The sequence below is a fragment of the Paraburkholderia tuberum STM678 genome (genome assembly GCF_902833905.1).
Classification (GTDB): Bacteria; Pseudomonadota; Gammaproteobacteria; order Burkholderiales; family Burkholderiaceae; genus Paraburkholderia; species Paraburkholderia tuberum.
This window is the reverse complement of record NZ_CADFGP010000003.1, coordinates 175,532-196,667: the sequence shown is the minus strand read 5'-3', so window position 1 is coordinate 196,667 and position 21,136 is coordinate 175,532. Positions and strand designations below refer to the sequence as shown.

Here is a 21,136-nt window from a genome sequence, read left to right as displayed (position 1 = left end):
GCTCTCCGGTCCGGCGACGAATGGACTCGCCGCCGCGCCCGCAATTCTACGCCTGGCCGTGCCGCACGCTGACTATCGGACCGGCGTCAAACCGCCATGCACAGGTACTTGATCACGAGGTAATCAACGATCCCGTAATGCGAGCCCTCCCTACGAGCCCATTGCGCGTCGCCATGCTCGCGACGCGCGCCATCCCATCAACGATCCCGTCACGCTGGCGAGGTTTCGGTGTTCAGCTTCGACACCGCACCCGTCTTCTCGTCGTAGCGGTAGCCTTGTTTCTCGAGTTGAGCGCTGATCGTTTCAACGATCACCTGCTGCTGAATCTCCTTGCGCAGCAATTCATGCTCCGGCTTGAGCTGGGCCAGTTCAGCGGCAAGCCGGCGGCTCAATGTCGCTTCGCCTGCACCGCGGGCAAGGACGACCACCATTTTTTCATTCGCCTGAGCCAGTTGCTGCTTCAGTGCGTTCGAGTAGTCGGACCATTTCCTGACGGTCTCCCGCGCTTCGGCAATTGCGGCGGCATGCGCGTCCGCGTCGCGCGTCATCTGCGCCTTCAATGCCTCGAGCTGCTGAGAGTCGGCAGTCACCGGCGACGCCGACTCCAGGCCCGCGACGTTCTCGCTCGCCACCGCGCTTTCGGCCAGTTCGGCCGCGCGCTGCTGCTCCGCGTCGGCACGCTCCTGCGCCTCCGACAAGCTGGCCGACAGTCTCGCGATTTCGGAGGTGCCCGCGTCACGCTCATCGGTCAGGCTGGCGATCTGCGTCTGGACATTCTGCAATTCAAGTGCGGCGGCATTCCGTTCAGCCTGCGCGCCCGCGACCTCTTCCCGGCGGGCCGCGTGCGCTTCCTGCTCGGCCTGCAGCTCCGCGCGAATCGCTTCGAGTTCGCTTTGAAGACGAGCGACCGCTTCGGAATGCGCCGCTTCCAGCGCCGCACGCTCCGTTTCGTCGGCCGGCGTTTCGACGACTGACCCAGCCGACTCGTCCGCCACCTCGCCCTCGCCCGCGGCGTCGGTCTCCTCGTGCGAAACCGGTCGGCGCTCCGCGGCCAGTTCCACGCTCTGCAGTTCCGCTTCGAGGAGCGAAACGCGCTCGGCAAGTTCCTGCGCGCGCTTCTCCGCCGCGTCGGTCCGTTGCACGGCGAGCGCAATGTCCTCTTCGAGCCCGGCTACTGCGTCGACTTTCTCCTCGTAGGCGCTCGTCATCTTATCCAGTTGGACTTGCAGCGCATCGAGTTCCTGGACGGTGGTTTGCAGTTCCGCGAGCGCGTCGTCGCGCTCGTTGCTGGCGTCCTCGACGCGCTGGCGCATCGCGGCGAGGCGTCGCGCCACCGCGCGTTCCGCTTCGTCCTGCGCTGAGCTCCATAGCCGGTCGAGCGCATCGCGCATGGTGTCGGTCACGGTCTCCGGCAAAGCCGGACGTTCGACGACCTGCGGCACCCGCGGGGCGCGCGTTTCACGCCACTTGCGCAATGCCGCTGCCACCGCGACCACCGAGCCTGTATGGACTTCGGACCAGATGGCTACCGGAGACACCTTCTCGCCTTCTTCGGCCAACCGGTTTGCGATTTCAGCGACGAGTTCGTCCGTGATCGTAATGTTGCTTGACATGCCTGCCTCGACAAAGTGCACGTGGTGACGAATACCGTTTCGTCGTTCGGGAGGCGGCCCCGCGCTGGGACTCGCCTCGCATACCTACGAATTGTCGAGTACTTCCCCGGCGGTCAATCGTTCGAAAAGCCGAGGTTACGGGGAGGTATTCGTCGGATTGCGCCACCAAAGGTCCGGCACACATGCATTCAGAGCTTTCCGGCGATCCGATCCGCGTGATACGACGACCGCACGAGCGGCCCCGAGACCACTTCGACGAACCCCATCTTCAAGCCTTCGTCGCGCAACATGTCGAACGTCGCGGGCGGCACGTATCGCCGCACCGCCATGTGAAACCGCGACGGCGCGAGATACTGGCCGATCGTCAGCACGTCGACGTCGTGGGCACGCAGATCGCGCATCGTCGCGAGCAGTTCGCTGTCGGTCTCGCCGAGCCCGGCCATCAGGCCGGATTTGGTCAACACCGCCGCGTTCTGGCGTTTCGCGCGCGATAGCAGGTCGAGCGAGCCGAGGTAGTCCGCGCCTGCCCGCGCCGCCCGGTACAGCGACGGCACCGTCTCGATGTTGTGATTGAAAACGTCTGGCCACGCCACGGACAGGGCATCGAGCGCGCGGTCGATTCGCCCGCGAAAATCCGGCGTCAGGATTTCCACGCGAATGCCCGGCACGCGCTCGCGCACGAGCGCAATACAACGCGCGAAGTGCGCGGCGCCGCCGTCGCGCAGATCGTCGCGGTCCACCGATGTAATCACGACGTAGCGCAGCCCGAGCGCCGCGACGGCGTCGGCAAGCCGCGCGGGCTCGTCGTCGTCGAGCGCTTGCGGCCGTCCGTGCGCGACGTCGCAGAACGCACAGCGCCGCGTGCAGATCCCTCCCATGATCATGAATGTCGCCGTGCGCTGCGCGAAACACTCGCCGATGTTCGGACACATCGCCTCCTCGCAGACCGAATGCAAGCTGTGCTCGCGCAGCACCGCCGCCATGCCCGCGACGGTTTCGCTCATCATCGGCCGCGCGTGCAGCCAGGGCGGCTTCGGCAATACGGTCGAATGGTCCGCCGGCACGATCTTCACCGGAATGCGGGCGAGCTTGTCGCGGTTGCGCTTGCCATGCTGGCCAAGCGCCGTGAGGCTGTCGGTATGAGGAGCGGCGTCCATTGCGGTTATCCGAAGAACTCGTTGAGCAGGCGGTTCACCTCCGATGCAGCCTCCATCTGCACCATGTGCCCTTTGCCGTCGATTACGTGCACACGCACCTGAGCGGGCAGCCCCTGCGCGTGCGCGGCAGGAATGATCTGGTCCTGCGCCCCCCAGATCACCAGCGTGCGAGGCGCGAGCGTGTCGAGCCGCTCGCGATAGACGCGGCTTTGCACCCCGCCTTCGAACGCGGACGCGGCAATCTTGCGCAGCGCGTCGTTCACGCCTTCGAGCCGCTTGTACTTGACGATGTCTTCGATCAGTTGCCGCGTGACCAGCGACCCGTCGGCAAAAAGCTTCACCAGATGCGGCTTCAGCGCGTTGCGGCTGCTGCCCTCGACGAAACCTTCGATGTATTCGCGATTGATCTCTTCGCCGAGCCCCGCGCCCGCGATCAATGCCAGCGAGGCGACGCGTTCGGGCGCCTTCGCGGCGAGCGTCATCGACACGGCGCCACCCATCGAATGGCCGACGAGATGCGCGCGCTCGATGCCCCGGTCGTCGAGAAACGCGATTACGCTGTCGGCCAGTTCGTCGAGGCTGCCCGTGTCGACCGCCTTGCCCGACTCGCCATGCCCCGGCAGATCGAGCGCCCACACGGCGCGGTGCGCGGCGAGATCCGCATGATTGAAGAGCCAGTTGTTCAGATCGCCGCCGAAGCCGTGGATCAGCACCGCGGGCGTGCCGCCGTCGCCGATCTTCAGGTAACGCACGGTGCGCCCGCCGATCTGCGCCTTTTGCGGCTGCGGTCCCGCCTCCGCCGTGTCCGCGGTGGCCGGCACGAAGTCGCGCTGGAACGCCTCGACCGCCGCATCGATATCGGCCTCGGAGCTCGCTTCGTCGGCGACGACGCCGAGCAGCGCGCCGATCGGCAGCGTGTCGCCCGGCTGCGCGATCTGCCTGCGCAGCGTGCCGTCGAAAGCGCACTCGACGCCCGACGAAATCTTGTCGGTCTCGACATCGAGTATCTCGTCGCCCTTCGCGACTTTTTCGCCGACCTCCTTCAGCCAGCCGTTGACCTGTCCCTGCTCCATCGACAGCCCCCACTTGGGCATCGTGATCATGTGAATCGGCATTGCTCAGCTCCTTACTTTCCGCACGGCCACGGCGATGTTCTCCGCGGACGGGATATACAGATCTTCGAGCACGCCTGCGAAAGGCGCGGGCGTATGCGGCGCGGTCACGAGTTCGATCGGCGCCTTCAGCGAATGGAACGCGCGCTGCGCGACCAGCGCGGCGATATCGGTCGCGATCGAGCAGCGCGGATTCGCCTCGTCGACCACGACGACGCGCCCGGTGCGCTCGGCGCTTTCCAGGATCGTTTCCTCGTCGAGCGGGGAGGTCGTGCGCAAATCGATCACCTCGGCCTGGATGCCCTCTTTCGCGAGCTTTTCGGCCGCATCCGACGCGTGGTGAACCATCCGGCCATACGTCACGATGGTCGCGTCGTCGCCTTCGCGCACCACGTTCGCTTCGCCGAACGGAATCGCATACGACTCTTCCGGCACGTCGCCCTCGCGGCCATACAGCAGCTTGTGCTCGCAGAAGATCACCGGGTCGTTGTCGCGAATCGCCTGGATCAACAGACCCTTCGCGTCGTACGGCGTCGACGGGCACACCACTTTCAGGCCGGGAATATGGGTAAACATCGACGTCAGCATCTGCGAGTGCTGCGCGGCCGCGCGCAGGCCAGCGCCCTGCATCGTGCGGATCACGACTGGCGTCAGCGCCTTGCCGCCGAACATATAGCGAAACTTCGCGGCCTGATTGAAGATCTGGTCGAAGCACACGCCCATGAAATCGATGAACATCAGCTCGGCGACCGGCCGCATGCCGCATGCGGCCGCGCCGACCGCGGCACCGATGAAGCCGCCTTCGGACAACGGCGTGTCGAGCACGCGCCCCGGAAACTTGTGAAAGAGTCCTTTCGTCACGCCGAGCACACCGCCCCACGCATCCTGTTCACCTGGGGACCCGGCGCCACCCGCGTTGTCCTCGCCCATCACGATGACGGTTTCGTCGCGCGCCATCTCCTGGCTCAGCGCTTCGTTGATCGCCTGAGAAAACGTGATCTTCCTTGCCATGACTGTCTCCTGTCGATCGGAGTTAGCGCTTTAGCTGTCGAACAGAGTTGGCGCTTTAGCGCTTACTCTGGTCCCATGCAACGCACTTATTCCGATCCCTTGCAAAGCTGAAGATTGAATGGTTTCGCGCCGCGGGTTACGGATAGGACACGTAGACGTCGGTCAGCAGGTCGGCGGCCGTCGGCAGAGGCGCGGCCTTCGCTTCCGTCACCGCGCCATCGATCAGTTGCTTCACCTTGGCATCGATGCCGCGCAGTTCGTCCGCGCTGAGCATTTCGGCGCGCACCACGCGCTCCTCGAAACGCTTCAGGCAGTCTTTTTCGTCGCGCAGCTTCTGCACTTCGCCGGGCGCGCGATACGTTTGCGCATCGCCCTCGAAGTGACCGAAATAGCGCGACAGCTTCACTTCGACGAGCGTCGGGCCACCACCGCCGCGTGCCCGCTCGATCGCGGCGCCGAGCGCCTCGTGCACCGCGAAGAAATCGAAGCCGTCGACGATCACGCCGGGCATGCCAAAGCCGCTCGCGCGGTCGGCGATGTTGTCGGCCGCGACCGACCACGTCGACGAGGTCGCCTCCGCATAGCCGTTGTTCTCCGCGACGAAGATCGCCGGCAGGCGCCAGACGGAAGCGAGATTCATCGATTCGAAGATCACGCCCTGGTTCGACGCACCGTCGCCGAAGAAGCACACGCCGACGCCGCCGGTCTTCCTGAGCTTCGCGGCGAGTGCGGCGCCGCACACGAGCGGACCACCCGCGCCGACGATCCCGTTGGCGCCGAGCATCCCTTTCGACAGATCGGCGATATGCATCGAGCCGCCCTTGCCGCGGCACACGCCGGTGCTACGGCCGTAGATTTCGGCCATCATGCCGGGCACGTCGACGCCCTTCGCGATGCAGTGGCCATGACCACGGTGCGTGGTGGCGACATAGTCCGCGTCGTTCAGATGCATCATCGTGCCGACCGCCGACGCTTCCTCGCCGGCATACAGATGCACGAAGCCGGGTATCTCGCCGGTGGCGAATTCGACGTGCAGGCGCTCCTCGAACTCGCGGATCGTGCGCATCATCCGGTACGCTTCCAGCAGCTTTTCCTTGCTCAACTGCGTCGATACAGACATGGTGTGTCTCCAGGGAATGATCTCGATGGTCACTGCTACTTCAGCCAGCTGTGCTTCAGGCGTTCGCTTCCTCCTGAGTTGATTACCTCCGACGCGCCGCCGCTTCGCGCATCAACTGCCGCGACGCGCAATAGCGCAGCGTGCGGCCGACATCGACGCTCAGCGGTCCCGCCCAGTCGAGCGCGATCTCGTAGCGGTCGTCGCGTTCGAACTCGATCTCGCGCTCGCCGTCGAAGGCGAGCGTCCCTTGTTCGGTATGCAGCGGCGTCCAGCAGCCCGCTTCGAAGCGCTCGCAGGTGCGCATCGTCACCCGATCGACACGGCCCGGCGCGAGCGGCGCGAAGATCGGCACGCCGGATTCGCCCGCGCGCGCGAACGTCAGATGCAGCCCGTACGGCGCGCCGCGCTCGACCGGCGCCCACGCGCCGCCGATCGACGACAGGCCGATACCATCCGGCGCCGCGAAGGTCAGAAACAGCGCTTCGATATCAGCCGGCTCGCAGACGGCGCGCGCACCGACGAAACGCTGCCGGCTCAGGCACACATCGACCAGCGCGATTTCCTCGCGCCCCTTGTTCGGGCCCGCGACGCAACGGACCACGAGACGCTTGTTGCGCGTCAGCGCGACCTCGGGCGGCACGAGCCCCGAAGCGGCGAGCGCGCCCGCGAGGCCCGCCACCGTCGCTTCGCGCAGTTCCGGAAACGCGTTGTTGGTACCCGTCGACAGCGTCAGCAGCGGCACCTCGCCGCAATGCGCGGCAACCGCGCGATGCGTGCCGTCGCCGCCGAGCACCGCGATCAGATCGACACCCAACCCGACCATCCGCGCGACACCCGCGTGGGTGTCGGCCGCGCTGTCCGTGATCGGCAGTTCGAGAAATTCGACGGTCGGCCAAGGCTGCGGCTCGGCCACGGCCGCGTGCGTTTCAAGCGCACGCAGTACCAGTGCAGCGACACCGGTCCGGTCGCGCAAGGTCAGCACGCGAGCGACGCCGAGCATGCCGAGGCCCGCGAGCAGGCGCACGACCATGTTCGCCTTCTCGGCGGTCGGAAACACCGAAGCGTGCGTGGTGAGGCGTCGAATATCACGGCCCGATGCCGGGTTCGCGATCACGCCGACGGTGATGGGTGATGACACTGGCTTGTCTCCTGTGCGCGAGTAGCGAAGCGACTTGCTGTGATGAAGCGCGCTTGCTTTCGCGTTTGCTTGTCTGCCAGCGATACTGCAAAGGTCGGGCCAGTTGCTTGCGCGTCGTGCGTACGCGCCGAAAGCGCCGTATTCACAGGGTGGACGCGGAGGTCGGACGGTCGCGGCCGCTTTCATCGGACCTGCGCCGCGCAGTTCACTGTGTCTCACGGGCCCGTCCCGCGACGTGGTGCGCGGCTCACAGCACGTCGCGACGCTTGCGCGGTACCGCGCCAGACAAGGGTTTGCTCGATGCGACCAGCGTCTCGCTCGTCTCTGAGACGTTCGTCTCACGCCCCTGACGTGCTGCGCCGCAATGTGATCGCTCAGTGTGGATGTGCTACAAGACAGGGACGCGCCCTACTCGGTGCCGCTCGCCTGGAGCCGGCCATGCCCTATGTTTCTCAAACGCAGCACGTCGATCGCGTACGCGGGGCCATCGAAGGACGCTTGCCGGCCCCTGCCAATTCGTCGCGCCTCGTGTCGTCGTGGCAGCGTTCGTACGAGCAGTACCGGCTCGACCCCAGTTCGGTGATCGGCCCGCGCGTGCTGACGTCCGCCGAACTGCGCGAAGTCCAGGGCAAGGAGGAAGCCTTTCTGCGCGCCTCGGGCCAGTGTCTGACGCGGCTGCACGAAATGATTCGTGTCGCCGACTATTGCGTGATGCTGTCCGACGCGCACGGCGTCACGATCGACTATCGGATCGACCGCGACCGGCGCAACGATTTCAAGCATGCGGGGCTGTATATCGGCTCGTGCTGGTCCGAGCGCGAAGAAGGCACCTGCGGCATCGCGAACGTACTCACCGATCTCGCGCCGATCACCGTGCACAAGACCGATCACTTCCGGGCCGCGTTCACGACGCTCACGTGCAGCGCTTCGCCGATCTTCGCGCCGACCGGCGAATTGATCGGCGTGCTCGATGCATCGGCGATTCGATCGCCCGACAACCGCGACAGCCAAGGGCTGGTTTTTCAGTTGGTGCGGCAAAGCGCGAGTTTGATCGAGGATGGCTACTTTCTGAATCAGACCGCGCAGCACTGGATCCTGTTCGGCCATCAAAGCCGCCATTTCGTCGAAGCACAGCCCGAAGCACTGATCGCATTCGACGAATGCGGCAACATCGCCGCCGCGAACCGCAAGGCGCACGAGAGCATCGCGGGGCTCGACGGGCCGCGTCACATCGACGAAATATTCGACACGTCCGAGGTCCGTCTGCACGACGTCGCGCGCACCGACATGATCGTGGCGCTGCGGCTGCGCGCGACCGGCGCGATGCTGTATGCCCGCATTCGCGCGCCGATGAGACGCGCGGCTCGCCCGCTCGTCGCGACACGGCCGGCCGATCCGCATGCGGACGGCAGCATCGGCGCGATGAGCCGCTTTTTGCACAGCTCGGACGAACGGACCGCGCGCAACGCGCAAGTCGCATTGCGGATCGCCGGCAAGCGGCTCCCGGTTCTGCTGCTCGGCGAAACCGGTGTCGGCAAGGAGGTGTTCGCACGCGCGGTGCACGACTCGGGTTCGCGGCGCACGCGGCCGTTCGTCGCCGTGAATTGCGGCGCGATTCCGGAGCCGCTGATCGAGAGCGAGCTGTTCGGTTATGCGCCTGGCGCGTTCACCGGCGCGCGCAATCGCGGCGCGCGCGGCAAGATCGCCCTCGCGCATGGCGGCACGCTGTTTCTCGACGAAATCGGCGACATGCCGCTCGGCCTGCAAACACGCCTGCTGCGTGTACTCGCCGAGGGCGAAGTGGTGCCGCTTGGCGGCGATACGCCGGTGCGCGTCGATATCGACGTGATCTGCGCGACGCACCGCGATCCGATGCAGATGGTCGAAGCTGGATCGTTCCGCGAAGATCTCTACTATCGCCTGAGCGGCGCAACGCTGCGGATACCGCCGCTGCGCGAGCGCACCGATATCCGCGAAGTGATCGATACGGTGTTCAACGAGGAAGCCCAGGCGGCCACGCATGTGCTGATGCTCGATCCGCAATTCGCCGGGCGTCTTGCCGCTTTTTCGTGGCCCGGCAACATCCGGCAACTGCGCAACGTGCTGCGCTATGCGTGCGCGGTCTGCGATTCGGCTCGCGTCGAGTTGCGGCACGTGTCGCCGGACTTCGCGGCGCAACTCGCGCCCGCCGTCACGCCGGCGCTCGCGGCGAACTCAACGTCGCCGGCCAGCGCCGACGACGAGCGGGCACGGATCGTCGCGGCACTCACGCGTTGCCAGTGGCGGCCTAACGCCGCCGCGCTGGCATTAGGCATATCGCGCGCGACGCTGTACCGGCGCATCGCGCGGCTGGGCATCGTCGGGCCGCATCGCACATAAGCGGCATTGCGATCGCCCGTCTGAGTCTGCCGCTGTGCAGACAGCGTCCGATTCCCACGCCCCCACCCGCAGAGTGAAATCTTTTCGCGGTTCGTCTATCGCGAGCGAAAAGATTTTATTTCGGCACAACCCTGCTCCCATGCGCAGTTTGTGCCGACAGACAGGCATGACTTGCCGGACTCAGTGATCGGTCGCAACGCGAGACCACCCACGACCGCGCATCGAATGTCCTGAACGGCTCACGCGACGCACTCGCGACCCGAAGGACTCCCCAACTTCTCTCCGGATTCCTTGCGGGCCGCCTCGCGGCAGCTCGCGCTATTGTCATGACTGCGCGACGTCAATTTCTTGGTTGTCTCACTGCGCTCGGCGGAAGCGTCGTATTGAGCGCGTGCGGCGGCGGTGGTGGTGGTAGTAGTGGCGGTGATAGCGGTACTGCGGATGCCGGCGGCTCGTCCACGGGCAATTCCACGAACCCGTCGAGCACGACGGCGGCACCCTCTACGGGCACGGCAACCTCCGGTATCGCGACCTCGACGGGCACGACCAGTTCCGGTATTACGACTTCGACTAGCGGCTCGATGACGGTGGCGAACGGCTCGTCGCCAACCGCCTCGACTGGAACGGCCTCCACCGGTACCTCCGGCTCGACCTCGGGCGACAGTTCTGGCGCTCCATCGGACCCGAACTCGGGGTCACCCGGCAACGCTTCGAACGCTTCGCCACAGAACACGACCATCCCCCCGGCGACGGTGATTATCGACAGTCAGAACGCGTCGTGGACCCTGGTCGGCGGATCTGTCTACAGGAACGCTGTCGCGGCGGGCAACACCTACAACGTCTCGTTGATACTCTGGTACGGGGGTACGATCTATCACGAGGGAACCGGCGGCCAATTTTACGGATGGAATGGTTCGGGATGGCAGTCGTGCAATGACCCACGTTTGGGCGGCACCTCCGCCGACGGCACCATGATCCCGCCCGCGTCGTATCTGATCGACAAGGTCGGCGCGATATGGACCGTCGTGAACGGTGTCGTGTACCGCAATCGGAGTGCCGTCGGCACGATGTCGAATGCTGCGCTTCTGCTGTGGTACGGCGGCAAGTTCTGGGCACAATCGACCGGCGGTCAGTTCTACGTGTGCGCCGATGCGGATGAATGGTTGCCGTGCAACGATCCGCGCATCGCGACCGCGGCGCCGGCCGGCTCGTTTCACGGTATCAACGGGCATTACGATTATTTGTATTCGACGTCGCAGTTCGTGTCGATCATGCAAGCCCTGGGCTGCTCGACGTACCGGCTCAGCTGTACCGACTACGCACCGCAACTCGCCGCGGTCGTGGCGTTGGCACAAGCATTCCAGCCAGCGGGCTTGACCCTTTTCGTGCTGATCGATGCCGGCATCTACGACGGTAACGGCAACCTGTTCACGAGCGAATCGGCCGCCTACACACGCGGCTTCAATTGCGCGGTAACTGTCGCGACGGCGTTGCAACCCCACGGCGTGACCCTGTATGAATGCGGCAACGAACTGACGCGCGCGAACGGGATCATTCTCGACTCCACCAACGCAGGAACGAGCGTCGTCGACTTCAACAATGCGAACTGGCCGCTGATGCGCGGCGTGATGCGCGGCATGATCGATGGCGTCAAGTCGGTGCAGGCGGATGCTAAATGCGGCGTCAACTTTTGCGTCGCGGACACCGGCGCATCCGACGCTCTGTGGGATGGCAAGCAGCCCGATGGCACGAGCGGCCATCCGACCGTCAGGTGGGACTTGACTACGTGGCACAACTACGACGTGTACGGCGACATCTTCGATATCGGCTCCGACGGGTCCGGCCCGGGCTTCGATTTGCCCACCTATTGCAAGGCCCGATATGGCGTCCCCTTCGTGATCTCGGAATGGAACACAGGACCGGAGAAGACCGAGGCGTACCGGGCCAACTACATCACGTCGCGCCTGCTCACTTACTATCAGGCGAGAAAGACGAAGAACATTCAATCGGCGATGTATTACGAGCTCGATAGCGGGGACGCAACCTACGGTCTGATGATCAACGGCACGGCGCTTGGGCTTCCGTACAATGCGTTCGCGAGTTTTGTCGCGAGCCATCCCGATAGCTGAGCGTCCGCACTCGCTGAGTCCGCGCGCTGCCTACGGTCGATCCGACCTGCGTGAGACGTTGACGGATAACCCGTCCCGGCCGAGACCGCGATAGGTCTCCTGGCCCGGGGCGACGAGTTGCGAGTCAGGCGACCTCTGTTGCAACGCGGCTGTGTCCGTGCATCACGTTACGCCCACAGCCGCATCGCTACAGCGCACGATTCGTGCAATCAGAAGATCAGAACTGGTGTCGCAGTCCCACGGTGACCGCGACCTGCGTGCCCGTCGACGATGGCGAGAGGGTATTGATCATCGCATCTGCGAGCACGGAATCCGCCGGCGCGCCATGAACATGCTGATAGACGCCTTCCAGGTACACGTCGGTACGCTTGCTCAACGAATAGTCGGTCTGCAGCATGACCGAATTCCATTTTGGAGAGGCCTTCGTGGCCCCCTGGTTGTAAGCACCGTCAGTGAACGTATAGGCACCGGATACGCTCCACGCAGACGTCACCGAGTAGTGTGCGTTCACCTCGTAATTGTCCAATCGCAGATTACCGCCAAGCGGCAGATAGCTGCCGAGGCCCAGCGAGATGACGCCCGCCATGTTGTCGATCTGAGTATGGCTCCACACGAATCCGACAGTTGCGGGGCCGAACGTGTAATTGCCGCCGGCGCCCCAGATACGCTGGCGCTCCGCGATGAAGTTCGCGCTGCCGTCGGCCTGCGCGATTGCCCCATTCGGATTCGTGCCCGATACGCCGCCGCCTGCGTTATTGAACTGCAGGTATCCGCCAGCAAGATTCACTGGGCCGTGCGCATAACCCACGCTAAAGCCGTACGCGCGATTGTCAGCGAATCCTCCCGCCTTGTTGCTGAACGAATACATGCCTTCGAACGTCACGCCGGCATAGGTCGGGCTTACATACTTGACCGAGTTGTTGACGACCACCGAATCAGCCGCCAGGTTGTCGTTCTCGAACGGGTGTGCGGCGAGGTTGCCACCCCACGTGTTGCTCCCCGCGGTGATCGGTCCGAGCTGGTCGTTCAGCACATCGAACTGGCGGCCCAACGTCACGGTGCCGAGATTCTCGCTTTGCAACCCGACCCAGGCCTGAGAACCGAAGGCGTCACCCGGAAAGGCCTGGCTACCGTTGTTTAGATTGAAGCCCTGCTCGAGTTTGAAGATCGTACGAACACCACCTCCCAGATCTTCAGTACCCTTGAGGCCAAACACCGTATTCTGCGTGGAGCTGGTCGCCATTTGCCAATTGCTATGACCGGCCTGGTTGTTGGTATAGATGAGTCCCGTGTCGATAAGACCGTACAGGGTCACGCTGTTTTGCGCATACGCGGAAACCGAAAATGCGCCGAGGACCCCGATTGCCAGCAAGGTTTTTTTCATGTCTTTATGCCCCATTTTCGATTACAGAAAAATAGAACAGCTTTTTCTTAATTGGAGTTCCATCCCGGGACATTCCACCTGGGATGGTCAGCTCGCGCCGAGCTGCTTCTAAATCGAAATGCGCTTTCCAATCGCATCAAACAAGCAGAATGGCCACAAGCTGACCGGCGGTCGCAATCACGATCGCCAGATCAACCGGATTGGCCAGAAGAAATCCGAGAAAATCTGAATCGACGGCGCGCGTGCGCCACATCCCGACAAAGCCGACCGACAGAATCAGCCCGAATAAAAAGTCGAATCCGAATCCTGCGGCGAGCCATCTGTTATGCCTGACGACAGGTTCGGCGAATGCGAACATTGCCAAAAAGGCGATTTGCGATATGAGAACAACCAGTACGACAACATGCTGCTGATTATTCTTTTTCATCGGCTGGCGGAAATCCGGTTGCTCGAACCCGGCACGACCTCCTCGCTCGTCCGAGCGAGCTTCGGCAGTACGGGCGCGTACCTGGCAGACACCCGCATGCTCTCAAGTACGAAGGGTGCTCCGACTTCTGTCGCGGCCTGGCCGCTGTAAGCGCCAGGCCCCAACCCAAGGCACGCAGGCGCCCTGCCCCGCATGGCAGCGATGCCGGCAGGTACGCGGCACCCCAAAGGAGGGGCGGTGACCGTCGTACCCGCTCCATCCGCGGCGCAAGCGTTATTCGACCGCCTCGCCATGCAGCACCAGGTCCAGTCCTTCGCGCTCTTCTTCCTCGGCGACACGCAACCCCATCACTGCGTCGATTGCCTTGAGCAGAACAAACGAGACCACGCCGCTGTAGATCAGCGTCGTCGCGACACCCTTGAGTTGCAGCATCACGTTACCGTCCGCGCCGCCGATGTCCTTGACCGCGAACACGCCGGTCAGCAGCGCACCGACGATCCCGCCCACGCAGTGCACGCCGAACGCGTCGAGCGAATCGTCGTAACCGAGCTTGTGCTTGAGCCACGTGGCCGACCAGAAGCAGACCACACCCGCGACGATACCGATCACGAGCGCCCCGAGCGTGCCGACGAAGCCCGACGCCGGCGTAATCGCCACCAGACCCGCGACCGCGCCCGACACGATACCGAGCACCGACGGCTTGCCCTTGGCTGCCCATTCGGCGAACATCCACGCGAGCGCCGCCGCGGCGGTCGCCACCTGCGTCGCGAACATCGCGAAGCCGGCACGGCCATCCGCTGCCACGGCCGAACCCGCGTTGAAGCCGAACCAGCCGACCCACAGCATCGCGCCACCGATCAGCGTGAGCGTCAGGTTGTGCGGCGCCATCGCTTCCTTGCCATAGCCGACGCGCTTGCCGAGCACCAGACAGCAGACCAGACCTGCGATACCGGCGTTGATGTGCACCACCGTGCCGCCCGCGAAGTCGAGGATGCCCGCGCTAGCCAGCCAGCCGCTCGGCTCCCACACCATGTGCGCGATCGGCGAGTAGACGATGATCGACCACAGCGTCATGAACACCAGCATCGCCGAGAACTTCATGCGGTCCGCGAACGCACCGGTGATCAGCGCCGGCGTGATGATCGCGAAGGTCATCTGGTAGACGAAGTAGACCGTCTCGGGGATCGTCGGCGCGAGGTGGCTGACGGTCAGCGTCGTGGCCTTGTCGCCCTTGATGTAGTTCATGCCCGTCATGAACACGCGCGAGAAGCCGCCGATGAACGAGTTGCCCGGCGTGAACGCGAGGCTGTAGCCCACCACGGTCCAGACGATCGTCACGACACAGGTGATCGCGAAGCTTTGCATCAGCGTCGCGAGCACGTTCTTCTTGCGGACCATGCCGCCGTAGAACAGCGCGAGACCCGGGATCGTCATGAACAGCACCAGCGCGGTGGAGGTCAGCATCCACGCGGTGTCGCCGGAGTTGATCTTCGATGAATCGACCGAGAACGGCGCGGTCGGGGTGGCCGGCGCGGCCGCGGCGGCGGCCGATGCATCGGCGGCGGGAGCCGAGGCCGCCGGGGCAGCGGCTGCGGCGGAGGCGTCCGGTGCGGGCGCGCTCGCCGTCGTATCGGGAGCGGAGGCGGCTGCGGGAGCGGACGCATCGTCCGCGAGGGCGGTGCCGACACCGCCCGCGAGCAGCGAGCCGGCCATCAGCAGGGACATCATTAGTTTGCGCATCTTGGTTTTCCTCTTGTCGCTGTCCGTGTCGCTATGTTCTGGTCTTTTACAGTGCGTCCGCGCCGGTCTCGCCGGTGCGGATCCGAACCACCTGCTCGATCGGCGTGACGAAGATCTTGCCGTCGCCGATCTTGCCGGTACGCGCGGCGCGCTCGAGCGCCTCGATCGCCTGATCGACGATGTCGTCCGATACCGCCGCTTCGATCTTCACCTTCGGCAGAAAGTCGACGACGTATTCGGCGCCCCGATACAGCTCGGTGTGGCCCTTCTGCCGTCCGAAGCCTTTGACTTCGGTCACCGTGATGCCCGACACGCCGATCGCCGACAGGGCTTCGCGCGCTTCATCCAGCTTGAACGGCTTGATGATTGCGGTAATGAGTTTCATGAAATCCTCGCTAGTTATTGCTGATCCGTTGTGCCCCGTGGCGTACCCGTGACGGTGTCTCCTGCGCTACCGGGAAAAGCGCCCTGGCAGTGCGCGCGCGGGGCAGTAACAGCAACTCCTATGCCATGTTGTGTCGGAGCGCGCCTCGCGCGCGTGGCGCAGCGCGCCCGAGCGGCCTTGTCCGAACGGCCAGCGGCGCGGCGGGCGGTGGCGCGCCGGGGGGATCGTTGCTAGAGTGTTCGAACGTTCTGAACGCGAGGGCGCGCACCAAACACGCTCACGCGGCCGCGGCAACCAATACGTCGCGCGCACCAGGATCGCCCGTTCGCCGTAACGGGGCACGGGCGCAATGAAACATGCACTTTTTTTGTGCACCAAGGGGAACACGATGAAACAACCGAACGACGTTTTTAACGACTTCCAGGCTCGCGTCAGCGATCTGTTCAAGAATTCGCCGGCCAAGGATGTCGAACGCAACGTCAAGGCAATGCTGTCGCAGGGCTTCTCGAAGCTCGATCTGGTCACGCGCGAGGAATTCGATACGCAGACCCAGGTGCTCGTGCGTACGCGCGCGCGCCTCGAAGAACTCGAGCGCCGCGTCGCCGAGCTCGAACAGAAATTGCCGCTCACGCAGACGCCGTAAGCGCTGCTCGCAGCCTTCGCTGCGCAGTGCCGCCCATCACAGGCAAGCGGGCCGTGACGTCATCAGCGTTTTAGGGGATTTGCGCGCGATGTGAGCGCGCCGTCCGACGGGAGAGAATATGTCGCTTGCCGTGGTGCGCAGCCGCGCGCCGGCCGCTGGCCGTGCGCCCGAAGTGACCGTCGAGGTTCACCTCGCCAATGGGCTGCCGTCCTTTTCGATCGTCGGCCTGCCCGATCTGGAAGTGCGCGAGAGCCGTGAACGCGTGCGCGCGGCGCTGCAGAACTGCGGTTTCGATTTTCCAGTCCGCCGCATCACCGTCAACCTCGCGCCGGCCGATCTACCGAAAGAATCCGGTCGTTTCGATCTGCCGATCGCGCTCGGCATCCTCGCCGCAAGCGGGCAGATTCCCGTCGAATCGCTGCTCCATCGCGAGTTTGCCGGCGAGCTCTCGCTGACCGGCGCGCTGCGGCCGATGCGCGGCGCGTTCGCGATGGCCTGCGGCACCGCGCGCGGCGCTCTGGCGAACGCCGGCGACGCCGACGCTTCATCTGAAGCGCGTTCTGCGTTGCCCGCCCTCCTCGATCAACTAGCCGCACCGGCCTTCCATACCCCACAGCTTTACCTGCCGGCCGCGAGCGCGGCGGAAGCGGCGCTCGTGCCCGGCGTCGACGTGTTCGGCGCCGCCGATCTGCCGTCGCTATGCGCGCATCTCGCAGGCTCGCCGGACGCGCGTCTTAGTCCTGTCGCCGCGCCCGAGCTCAACGAGCACGCCGCTGCCCCGGCGCCGGACATGGCCGACGTGATTGGCCAGCGCGCCGCTCGGCGCGCCCTCGAAGTCGCGGCGGCCGGCGGCCATCACGTGCTGCTGATCGGACCGCCCGGCGCCGGCAAGTCGATGCTCGCGGCACGCCTGCCCAGCTTGCTGCCGCCCATGACCGACGACGAAGCGCTCGCCTCCGCCGCGCTACTGTCCGCGAGCCGCATCGGCTTCAAGCCGTCGCAGTGGCGCCAGCGGCCGTTTCGCGCGCCGCACCATTCGTCGAGCGCGGCGGCGCTGGTCGGCGGACGCAATCCGCCGCAGCCTGGCGAGATCACGCTCGCGCATCTGGGCGTGCTCTTTCTGGACGAACTTCCCGAATTCGATCGCGTGGTGCTCGAAACGCTGCGCGAGCCGCTCGAAGCTGGCCGCATCACGATCTCGCGCGCCGCCTGGCAAGCGGATTTCCCCGCCGCCTGCCAACTGATCGCCGCAATGAACCCGTGCCCGTGCGGCTGGCGCGGCGATCCGGGCGGGCGCTGCCGCTGTACGCCTGAAGTTGCGGCGCGCTATTTGCGTAAATTGTCGGGACCGCTGCTCGACCGCATCGACATCCAGCTCGAAATTCCAGCACTGACCGCCACCGAACTCGCGGCACGCGCCGCCACCACCGGCGAAGCAAGCGTGGCGATCGCAGAGCGCGTGAGCGCTGCGCGCGAGCGGCAACTGGCCCGGCAAGGCAAGACCAACCGCGAGCTGGACGGACGCGAAGTGGACGATGTATGCCGCCCGGACGCAGCGGGCGAGGCGCTGCTGCGCGAAGCCGGCGAGCGCTTTGGCTGGTCGGCGCGGGCGTACTACCGGGTGTTGAAGGTCGCGCGCACCGTCGCGGACCTAACTGGCGCGGCGATGCCGAGCGCCGCGCAGGTCGCCGAGGCAATCCAATACCGCCGCGCTTTTGGCTCGTTATGAGGAGAAAAAACGACTGTCAAGACTTGACTTATTCACATACGCGCGATCCTGTTAGATTTTGATACAACTCAAAAGCGCGCAGACGCGCATCTCGCCAAGCCATTGATTTCAATGTATTTTTTTAAATTCCCTACGCCTGTGGATTTTGCCGGAAGGCCCGCCTGATGGGCTTTTGCGGCCATTGAGGCCGACTTCTCAACAGAGTTATCCACAGGCTGTGCGCGTAACTCAAAAATCTCAACGTAAACCGGCAATTAGCGTACAAACCTGCGAAGGAACTTTCACTGCGTTCGGCCCTCTGAGGTGCGCCCGACCGGCCAAAAATACCGCATTCAGTACAGCTGGAACGACGAAAAAAACTGGTCGACCTGCTCTTGCGGCAGCGGTTGATCGGCGATGATCGCCGCCTGGTACACGTGCCGGCCGCGCGCGACGAGCCGCGCATACACCGTGCGCGTCTCGTGTTTGGCGCCCGCCGCGCCGCTCACCGTCATTTCCAGCCCCGGTATCTTGCCGCCCGCCGCCAGCGGGATTTGCGCTGGGTGAGCATCGGGCGTCGCGCCGACATTGCGCGCCAGTCCCGCGCGCAGGAAATCGAGTGCGGCACGCTGGGTCGCGTCGCTGTCGTCGGGCAGCATCACGGTGCCGACCGCAAAGACCGCATTGCCCGCTTCGGCGGTCTGCATTGCCATCTGCATCGGTGTGCCGCCGATCTGCACCGCGCGCTGATCGTTGCCCGGCTTGGCTGGGAAGTCGACCGTGTAGCCCTTGTCGTTGTTCATCACGGTGCGCCAGTCGAAGGTCGGTGAGCAGGCGCTGAGCGCGACGCCGAGCGCCAACGCGGCCGTCGCCGCGCCGATCACGGTTCGAGCGTGACCGGATCGCGTGAATGCGCGGAGAAATAGGCCCGCCGGTTGGAACACGCCCGCACTGCGGGCGGACAATCGGCTGAGCAACGGAAAACGGCAAGAAACGCGGGCAACTAAAGAGCAGACGCGAAGAACGGTTCGGAGCATGGGACGGAAGAGCGGGCTTCTCGGAGCGTAAAGCGCCATTATCCGCTGATCGACTGCCGGGCCGACGCGCGGAGCGCAGCCGTCCCGCCATTTCGGCGCAGCCGAACCCATTGGAGCTACAATACAAAAGCTGTTCAGTACCGGCCCGCGGGCCATCACACCGCCCCATTGTTCCGCGCCGCGCGCGACTCACGAGGTTCCGTCCATGAGTTCCAATTCACCGACCGCCGTCCGGCGCACGAACCCGCTTCGCTATCTGATTGCGGTGGCCGTGGCCATGGCGCTCGCCGTCGCCGGTTACTTCGCGTTTGCCGGCCAGCAGCGCGTACCCGATGCGACCTTCACGCTGCTATCGGGACAGAAGCTCACGACCGCGGACCTCAAAGGCAAGGTTTATCTGGTCAACTTCTGGGCAACGAGTTGCGACACCTGCATGAAGGAAATGCCGCAGATGGTCGAGACCTATAACCGCTTCAAGGGCCAGGGCCTCGAATTCGTCGCGGTGGCAATGAACTACGACGCGCCGATGTACGTGACCAATTACACGCAAACGCGTCAGCTGCCGTTCAAGGTCGCGATGGACGACGGCTCGGCCGCCAAGCGGTTCGGCAACGTGCAGCTCACGCCGACCACCTTCGTCGTCGATAAAGACGGCAAGATCCTGAAGCGCTATGTCGGCGAGCCGCAGTTCGCGGAACTCGACCAGTTGCTCGCGAAAGCGCTGAAGGCTGGCGCGGCTTAAGCCGGCGCAAGCAGATCCCCACGCGCCGGCGCAACCTCCCGCCGCCGGCGTCCGCCTCCTCACCGCTCCCCTTCCCCTTTGGCCGCAAGGCCATATCGCTTGATCTTCTCGTAGAGCGTCGCCTTGCCGAGCTGCAGCCGGTCCGCCGCGACCGCGACCACGCCGCCCGCCTGCTCCAACGCCTCGGCGATCATCGCGCGCTCGAACTGCTCGACACGCTCCTTCAGCGGATGGGTGGCCCCGCCGTCTTCGCCGAACGACAGCACCGGTTCGTCGGCGATGCCGAGCACGAAGCGGTCGGCGGCATTACGCAGCTCGCGCACGTTGCCCGGCCAGTCTCGCTGCATCAGACTCGCACGTTGGCGATCGGTGAGCATCGGCGCCGGCCGCTGATAACGGACGGCAGCATCCAGCAGGAAATGCTCGAACAGCGGCACGATGTCCTCGCGACGCTCGCTCAAAGGCGGCAGCGCGATCGTCACCACGTTGAGCCGGTACAGCAGATCGCGCCGGAACGAGCCATCCGCGACGTGCTCGGCCATGTCGCCTTTTGCAGCCGCGACCACGCGGCAATTGACGCGAATCGGCTGATTCGAGCCGAGCCGTTCCAGCACGCCGTCCTGCAGCACGCGCAGCAGCTTGACCTGCAGCGCGAGCGGCATGCTCTCGATCTCGTCGAGAAACAGCGTGCCGCCCGACGCATGTTCGAGCTTGCCGATCCGCCGTTTGGCCGCGCCGGTGAATGCGCCCGGCTCGTAGCCGAACATCTCCGATTCGAACATCGGCTCGGGCAGCGCGCCGCAGTTCACCGCGATGAACGGCTTGTCACGCCGCGGCGACAGCTCGTGCAGGCTGCGCGCGATCAGCTCCTTGCCCGCGCCGGTATCACCGTTGATCAGGACGGACGCATCGGTCGGCGCGACGTTGGCGATCAGCCGCCGCACCTGCTCGATCGCCGGACTGCGGCCGATGATGCGCGGCGCGACCGCGTTCTGCCCGGCCAGCTCACGGCGCAGCGCGAGGTTTTCGAGCAAGAGCTTGCGGCGCTCCAGCGCGCGCCGCACGGTTTCGATCAGCCGCTCGGACGCGAACGGCTTTTCGATGAAGTCGTAGGCGCCGTCGCGCATCGCCTGCACGGCCATCGAGATATCGCCGTGGCCGGTGACCAGAATCACCGGCACGTCGGGCGCGCGCTCGTGGCACTGCGCGAGCAGGTCGAGACCGCTCGCGCCGGGCAGCCGGATATCGCTGACGATCACGCCGGAGAAGTCCGCGCTGATCAGCTTCGCCGCGGCCTCGACCGACGCATGGCCGACCACGTCGAAGCCCGCCAGTTGCAGGCTCTGCACGCTCGCGCGGCGCACCAGTTCGTCGTCTTCGATATACAGCACTTGCAGGCCGTCGTTCATTG

The 21,136-nt window shown here is 64.9% G+C and carries 17 protein-coding genes; 5 read left to right on the top strand and 12 right to left on the bottom strand.

Features of this window, described 5'->3' with window-relative positions; translation table 11 throughout:
* Positions 1–209 precede the first annotated feature (209 nt).
* From HWY30_RS03740 to HWY30_RS03715, 6 genes are all read right to left on the bottom strand, one after another.
* A complete protein-coding gene (locus HWY30_RS03740) occupies positions 210–1,613 on the bottom strand; it encodes a DNA-binding protein (protein WP_090811573.1) in 1,404 nt (467 codons plus the stop codon).
* 188 nt (positions 1,614–1,801) lie between these two features.
* The gene (gene lipA, locus HWY30_RS03735) at positions 1,802–2,770 is read right to left on the bottom strand and encodes a lipoyl synthase (protein WP_090811575.1); all 969 of its coding nucleotides are present in this window, start codon (positions 2,768–2,770) and stop codon (positions 1,802–1,804) included.
* Positions 2,771–2,775: 5 nt separating this feature from the next.
* The gene (locus HWY30_RS03730; RefSeq protein ID WP_090811577.1) at positions 2,776–3,885 is read right to left on the bottom strand and encodes an acetoin dehydrogenase dihydrolipoyllysine-residue acetyltransferase subunit; all 1,110 of its coding nucleotides are present in this window, start codon (positions 3,883–3,885) and stop codon (positions 2,776–2,778) included.
* Between the two features lie 3 nt (positions 3,886–3,888).
* Positions 3,889–4,893, bottom strand: a complete 1,005-nt coding sequence (locus tag HWY30_RS03725; protein ID WP_090811579.1) for an alpha-ketoacid dehydrogenase subunit beta — start codon at positions 4,891–4,893, stop codon at positions 3,889–3,891.
* A gap of 136 nt (positions 4,894–5,029) precedes the next feature.
* Positions 5,030–6,013, bottom strand: a complete 984-nt coding sequence (locus HWY30_RS03720) for a thiamine pyrophosphate-dependent dehydrogenase E1 component subunit alpha (protein ID WP_090811581.1) — start codon at positions 6,011–6,013, stop codon at positions 5,030–5,032.
* Between the two features lie 82 nt (positions 6,014–6,095).
* Positions 6,096–7,151, bottom strand: a complete 1,056-nt coding sequence (locus tag HWY30_RS03715; RefSeq protein WP_090811583.1) for an ATP-NAD kinase family protein — start codon at positions 7,149–7,151, stop codon at positions 6,096–6,098.
* A 438-nt stretch (positions 7,152–7,589) separates the two neighbouring features.
* Between HWY30_RS03715 and HWY30_RS03710 the strand changes: the two genes are divergently transcribed.
* Both HWY30_RS03710 and HWY30_RS03700 read left to right on the top strand, forming a co-directional pair.
* On the top strand, positions 7,590–9,530 hold the full coding sequence (locus HWY30_RS03710) for a sigma-54-dependent Fis family transcriptional regulator (RefSeq protein ID WP_090811584.1): 1,941 nt from the start codon (positions 7,590–7,592) through the stop codon (positions 9,528–9,530).
* Between the two features lie 326 nt (positions 9,531–9,856).
* Positions 9,857–11,659, top strand: a complete 1,803-nt coding sequence (locus tag HWY30_RS03700) for a hypothetical protein (RefSeq protein ID WP_425199354.1) — start codon at positions 9,857–9,859, stop codon at positions 11,657–11,659.
* 217 nt (positions 11,660–11,876) lie between these two features.
* On the opposite strand, the gene HWY30_RS03695 is transcribed toward HWY30_RS03700, so the two are convergent.
* The 4 genes from HWY30_RS03695 to HWY30_RS03680 all read right to left on the bottom strand — a co-directional run bounded on the left by HWY30_RS03695 (position 11,877) and on the right by HWY30_RS03680 (position 15,595).
* Positions 11,877–13,043: a porin gene (locus HWY30_RS03695; protein ID WP_090811590.1), complete on the bottom strand. Its 1,167-nt coding sequence runs from the start codon at positions 13,041–13,043 to the stop codon at positions 11,877–11,879.
* A gap of 136 nt (positions 13,044–13,179) precedes the next feature.
* The gene (locus HWY30_RS03690) at positions 13,180–13,470 is read right to left on the bottom strand and encodes a hypothetical protein (protein WP_090811592.1); all 291 of its coding nucleotides are present in this window, start codon (positions 13,468–13,470) and stop codon (positions 13,180–13,182) included.
* A 273-nt stretch (positions 13,471–13,743) separates the two neighbouring features.
* Positions 13,744–15,210 (bottom strand): ammonium transporter, encoded by a 1,467-nt coding sequence (locus HWY30_RS03685; RefSeq protein ID WP_176078840.1) that lies wholly within the window; start codon positions 15,208–15,210, stop codon positions 13,744–13,746.
* A gap of 46 nt (positions 15,211–15,256) precedes the next feature.
* Complete coding sequence (locus HWY30_RS03680) at positions 15,257–15,595, bottom strand: P-II family nitrogen regulator (protein WP_013088261.1); 339 nt, start codon at positions 15,593–15,595, stop codon at positions 15,257–15,259.
* A gap of 388 nt (positions 15,596–15,983) precedes the next feature.
* On the opposite strand from HWY30_RS03680, the gene HWY30_RS03675 reads away from it, so the two are divergent.
* Together HWY30_RS03675 and HWY30_RS03670 are read left to right on the top strand one after the other, a co-directional pair.
* On the top strand, positions 15,984–16,238 hold the full coding sequence (locus tag HWY30_RS03675) for an accessory factor UbiK family protein (RefSeq protein ID WP_026228952.1): 255 nt from the start codon (positions 15,984–15,986) through the stop codon (positions 16,236–16,238).
* 118 nt (positions 16,239–16,356) lie between these two features.
* A complete protein-coding gene (locus HWY30_RS03670) occupies positions 16,357–17,967 on the top strand; it encodes a YifB family Mg chelatase-like AAA ATPase (protein WP_090802850.1) in 1,611 nt (536 codons plus the stop codon).
* A 332-nt stretch (positions 17,968–18,299) separates the two neighbouring features.
* Here the strand turns inward: HWY30_RS03670 and HWY30_RS03665 are convergent, their stop codons facing one another.
* Positions 18,300–19,022, bottom strand: a complete 723-nt coding sequence (locus tag HWY30_RS03665) for a hypothetical protein (protein WP_425199353.1) — start codon at positions 19,020–19,022, stop codon at positions 18,300–18,302.
* Between the two features lie 166 nt (positions 19,023–19,188).
* Between HWY30_RS03665 and HWY30_RS03660 the strand changes: the two genes are divergently transcribed.
* The gene (locus tag HWY30_RS03660; protein ID WP_090802848.1) at positions 19,189–19,725 is read left to right on the top strand and encodes a TlpA disulfide reductase family protein; all 537 of its coding nucleotides are present in this window, start codon (positions 19,189–19,191) and stop codon (positions 19,723–19,725) included.
* Positions 19,726–19,784: 59 nt separating this feature from the next.
* On the opposite strand, the gene HWY30_RS03655 is transcribed toward HWY30_RS03660, so the two are convergent.
* A complete protein-coding gene (locus tag HWY30_RS03655) occupies positions 19,785–21,134 on the bottom strand; it encodes a sigma-54-dependent transcriptional regulator (RefSeq protein WP_090802846.1) in 1,350 nt (449 codons plus the stop codon).
* Positions 21,135–21,136 lie beyond the last annotated feature (2 nt).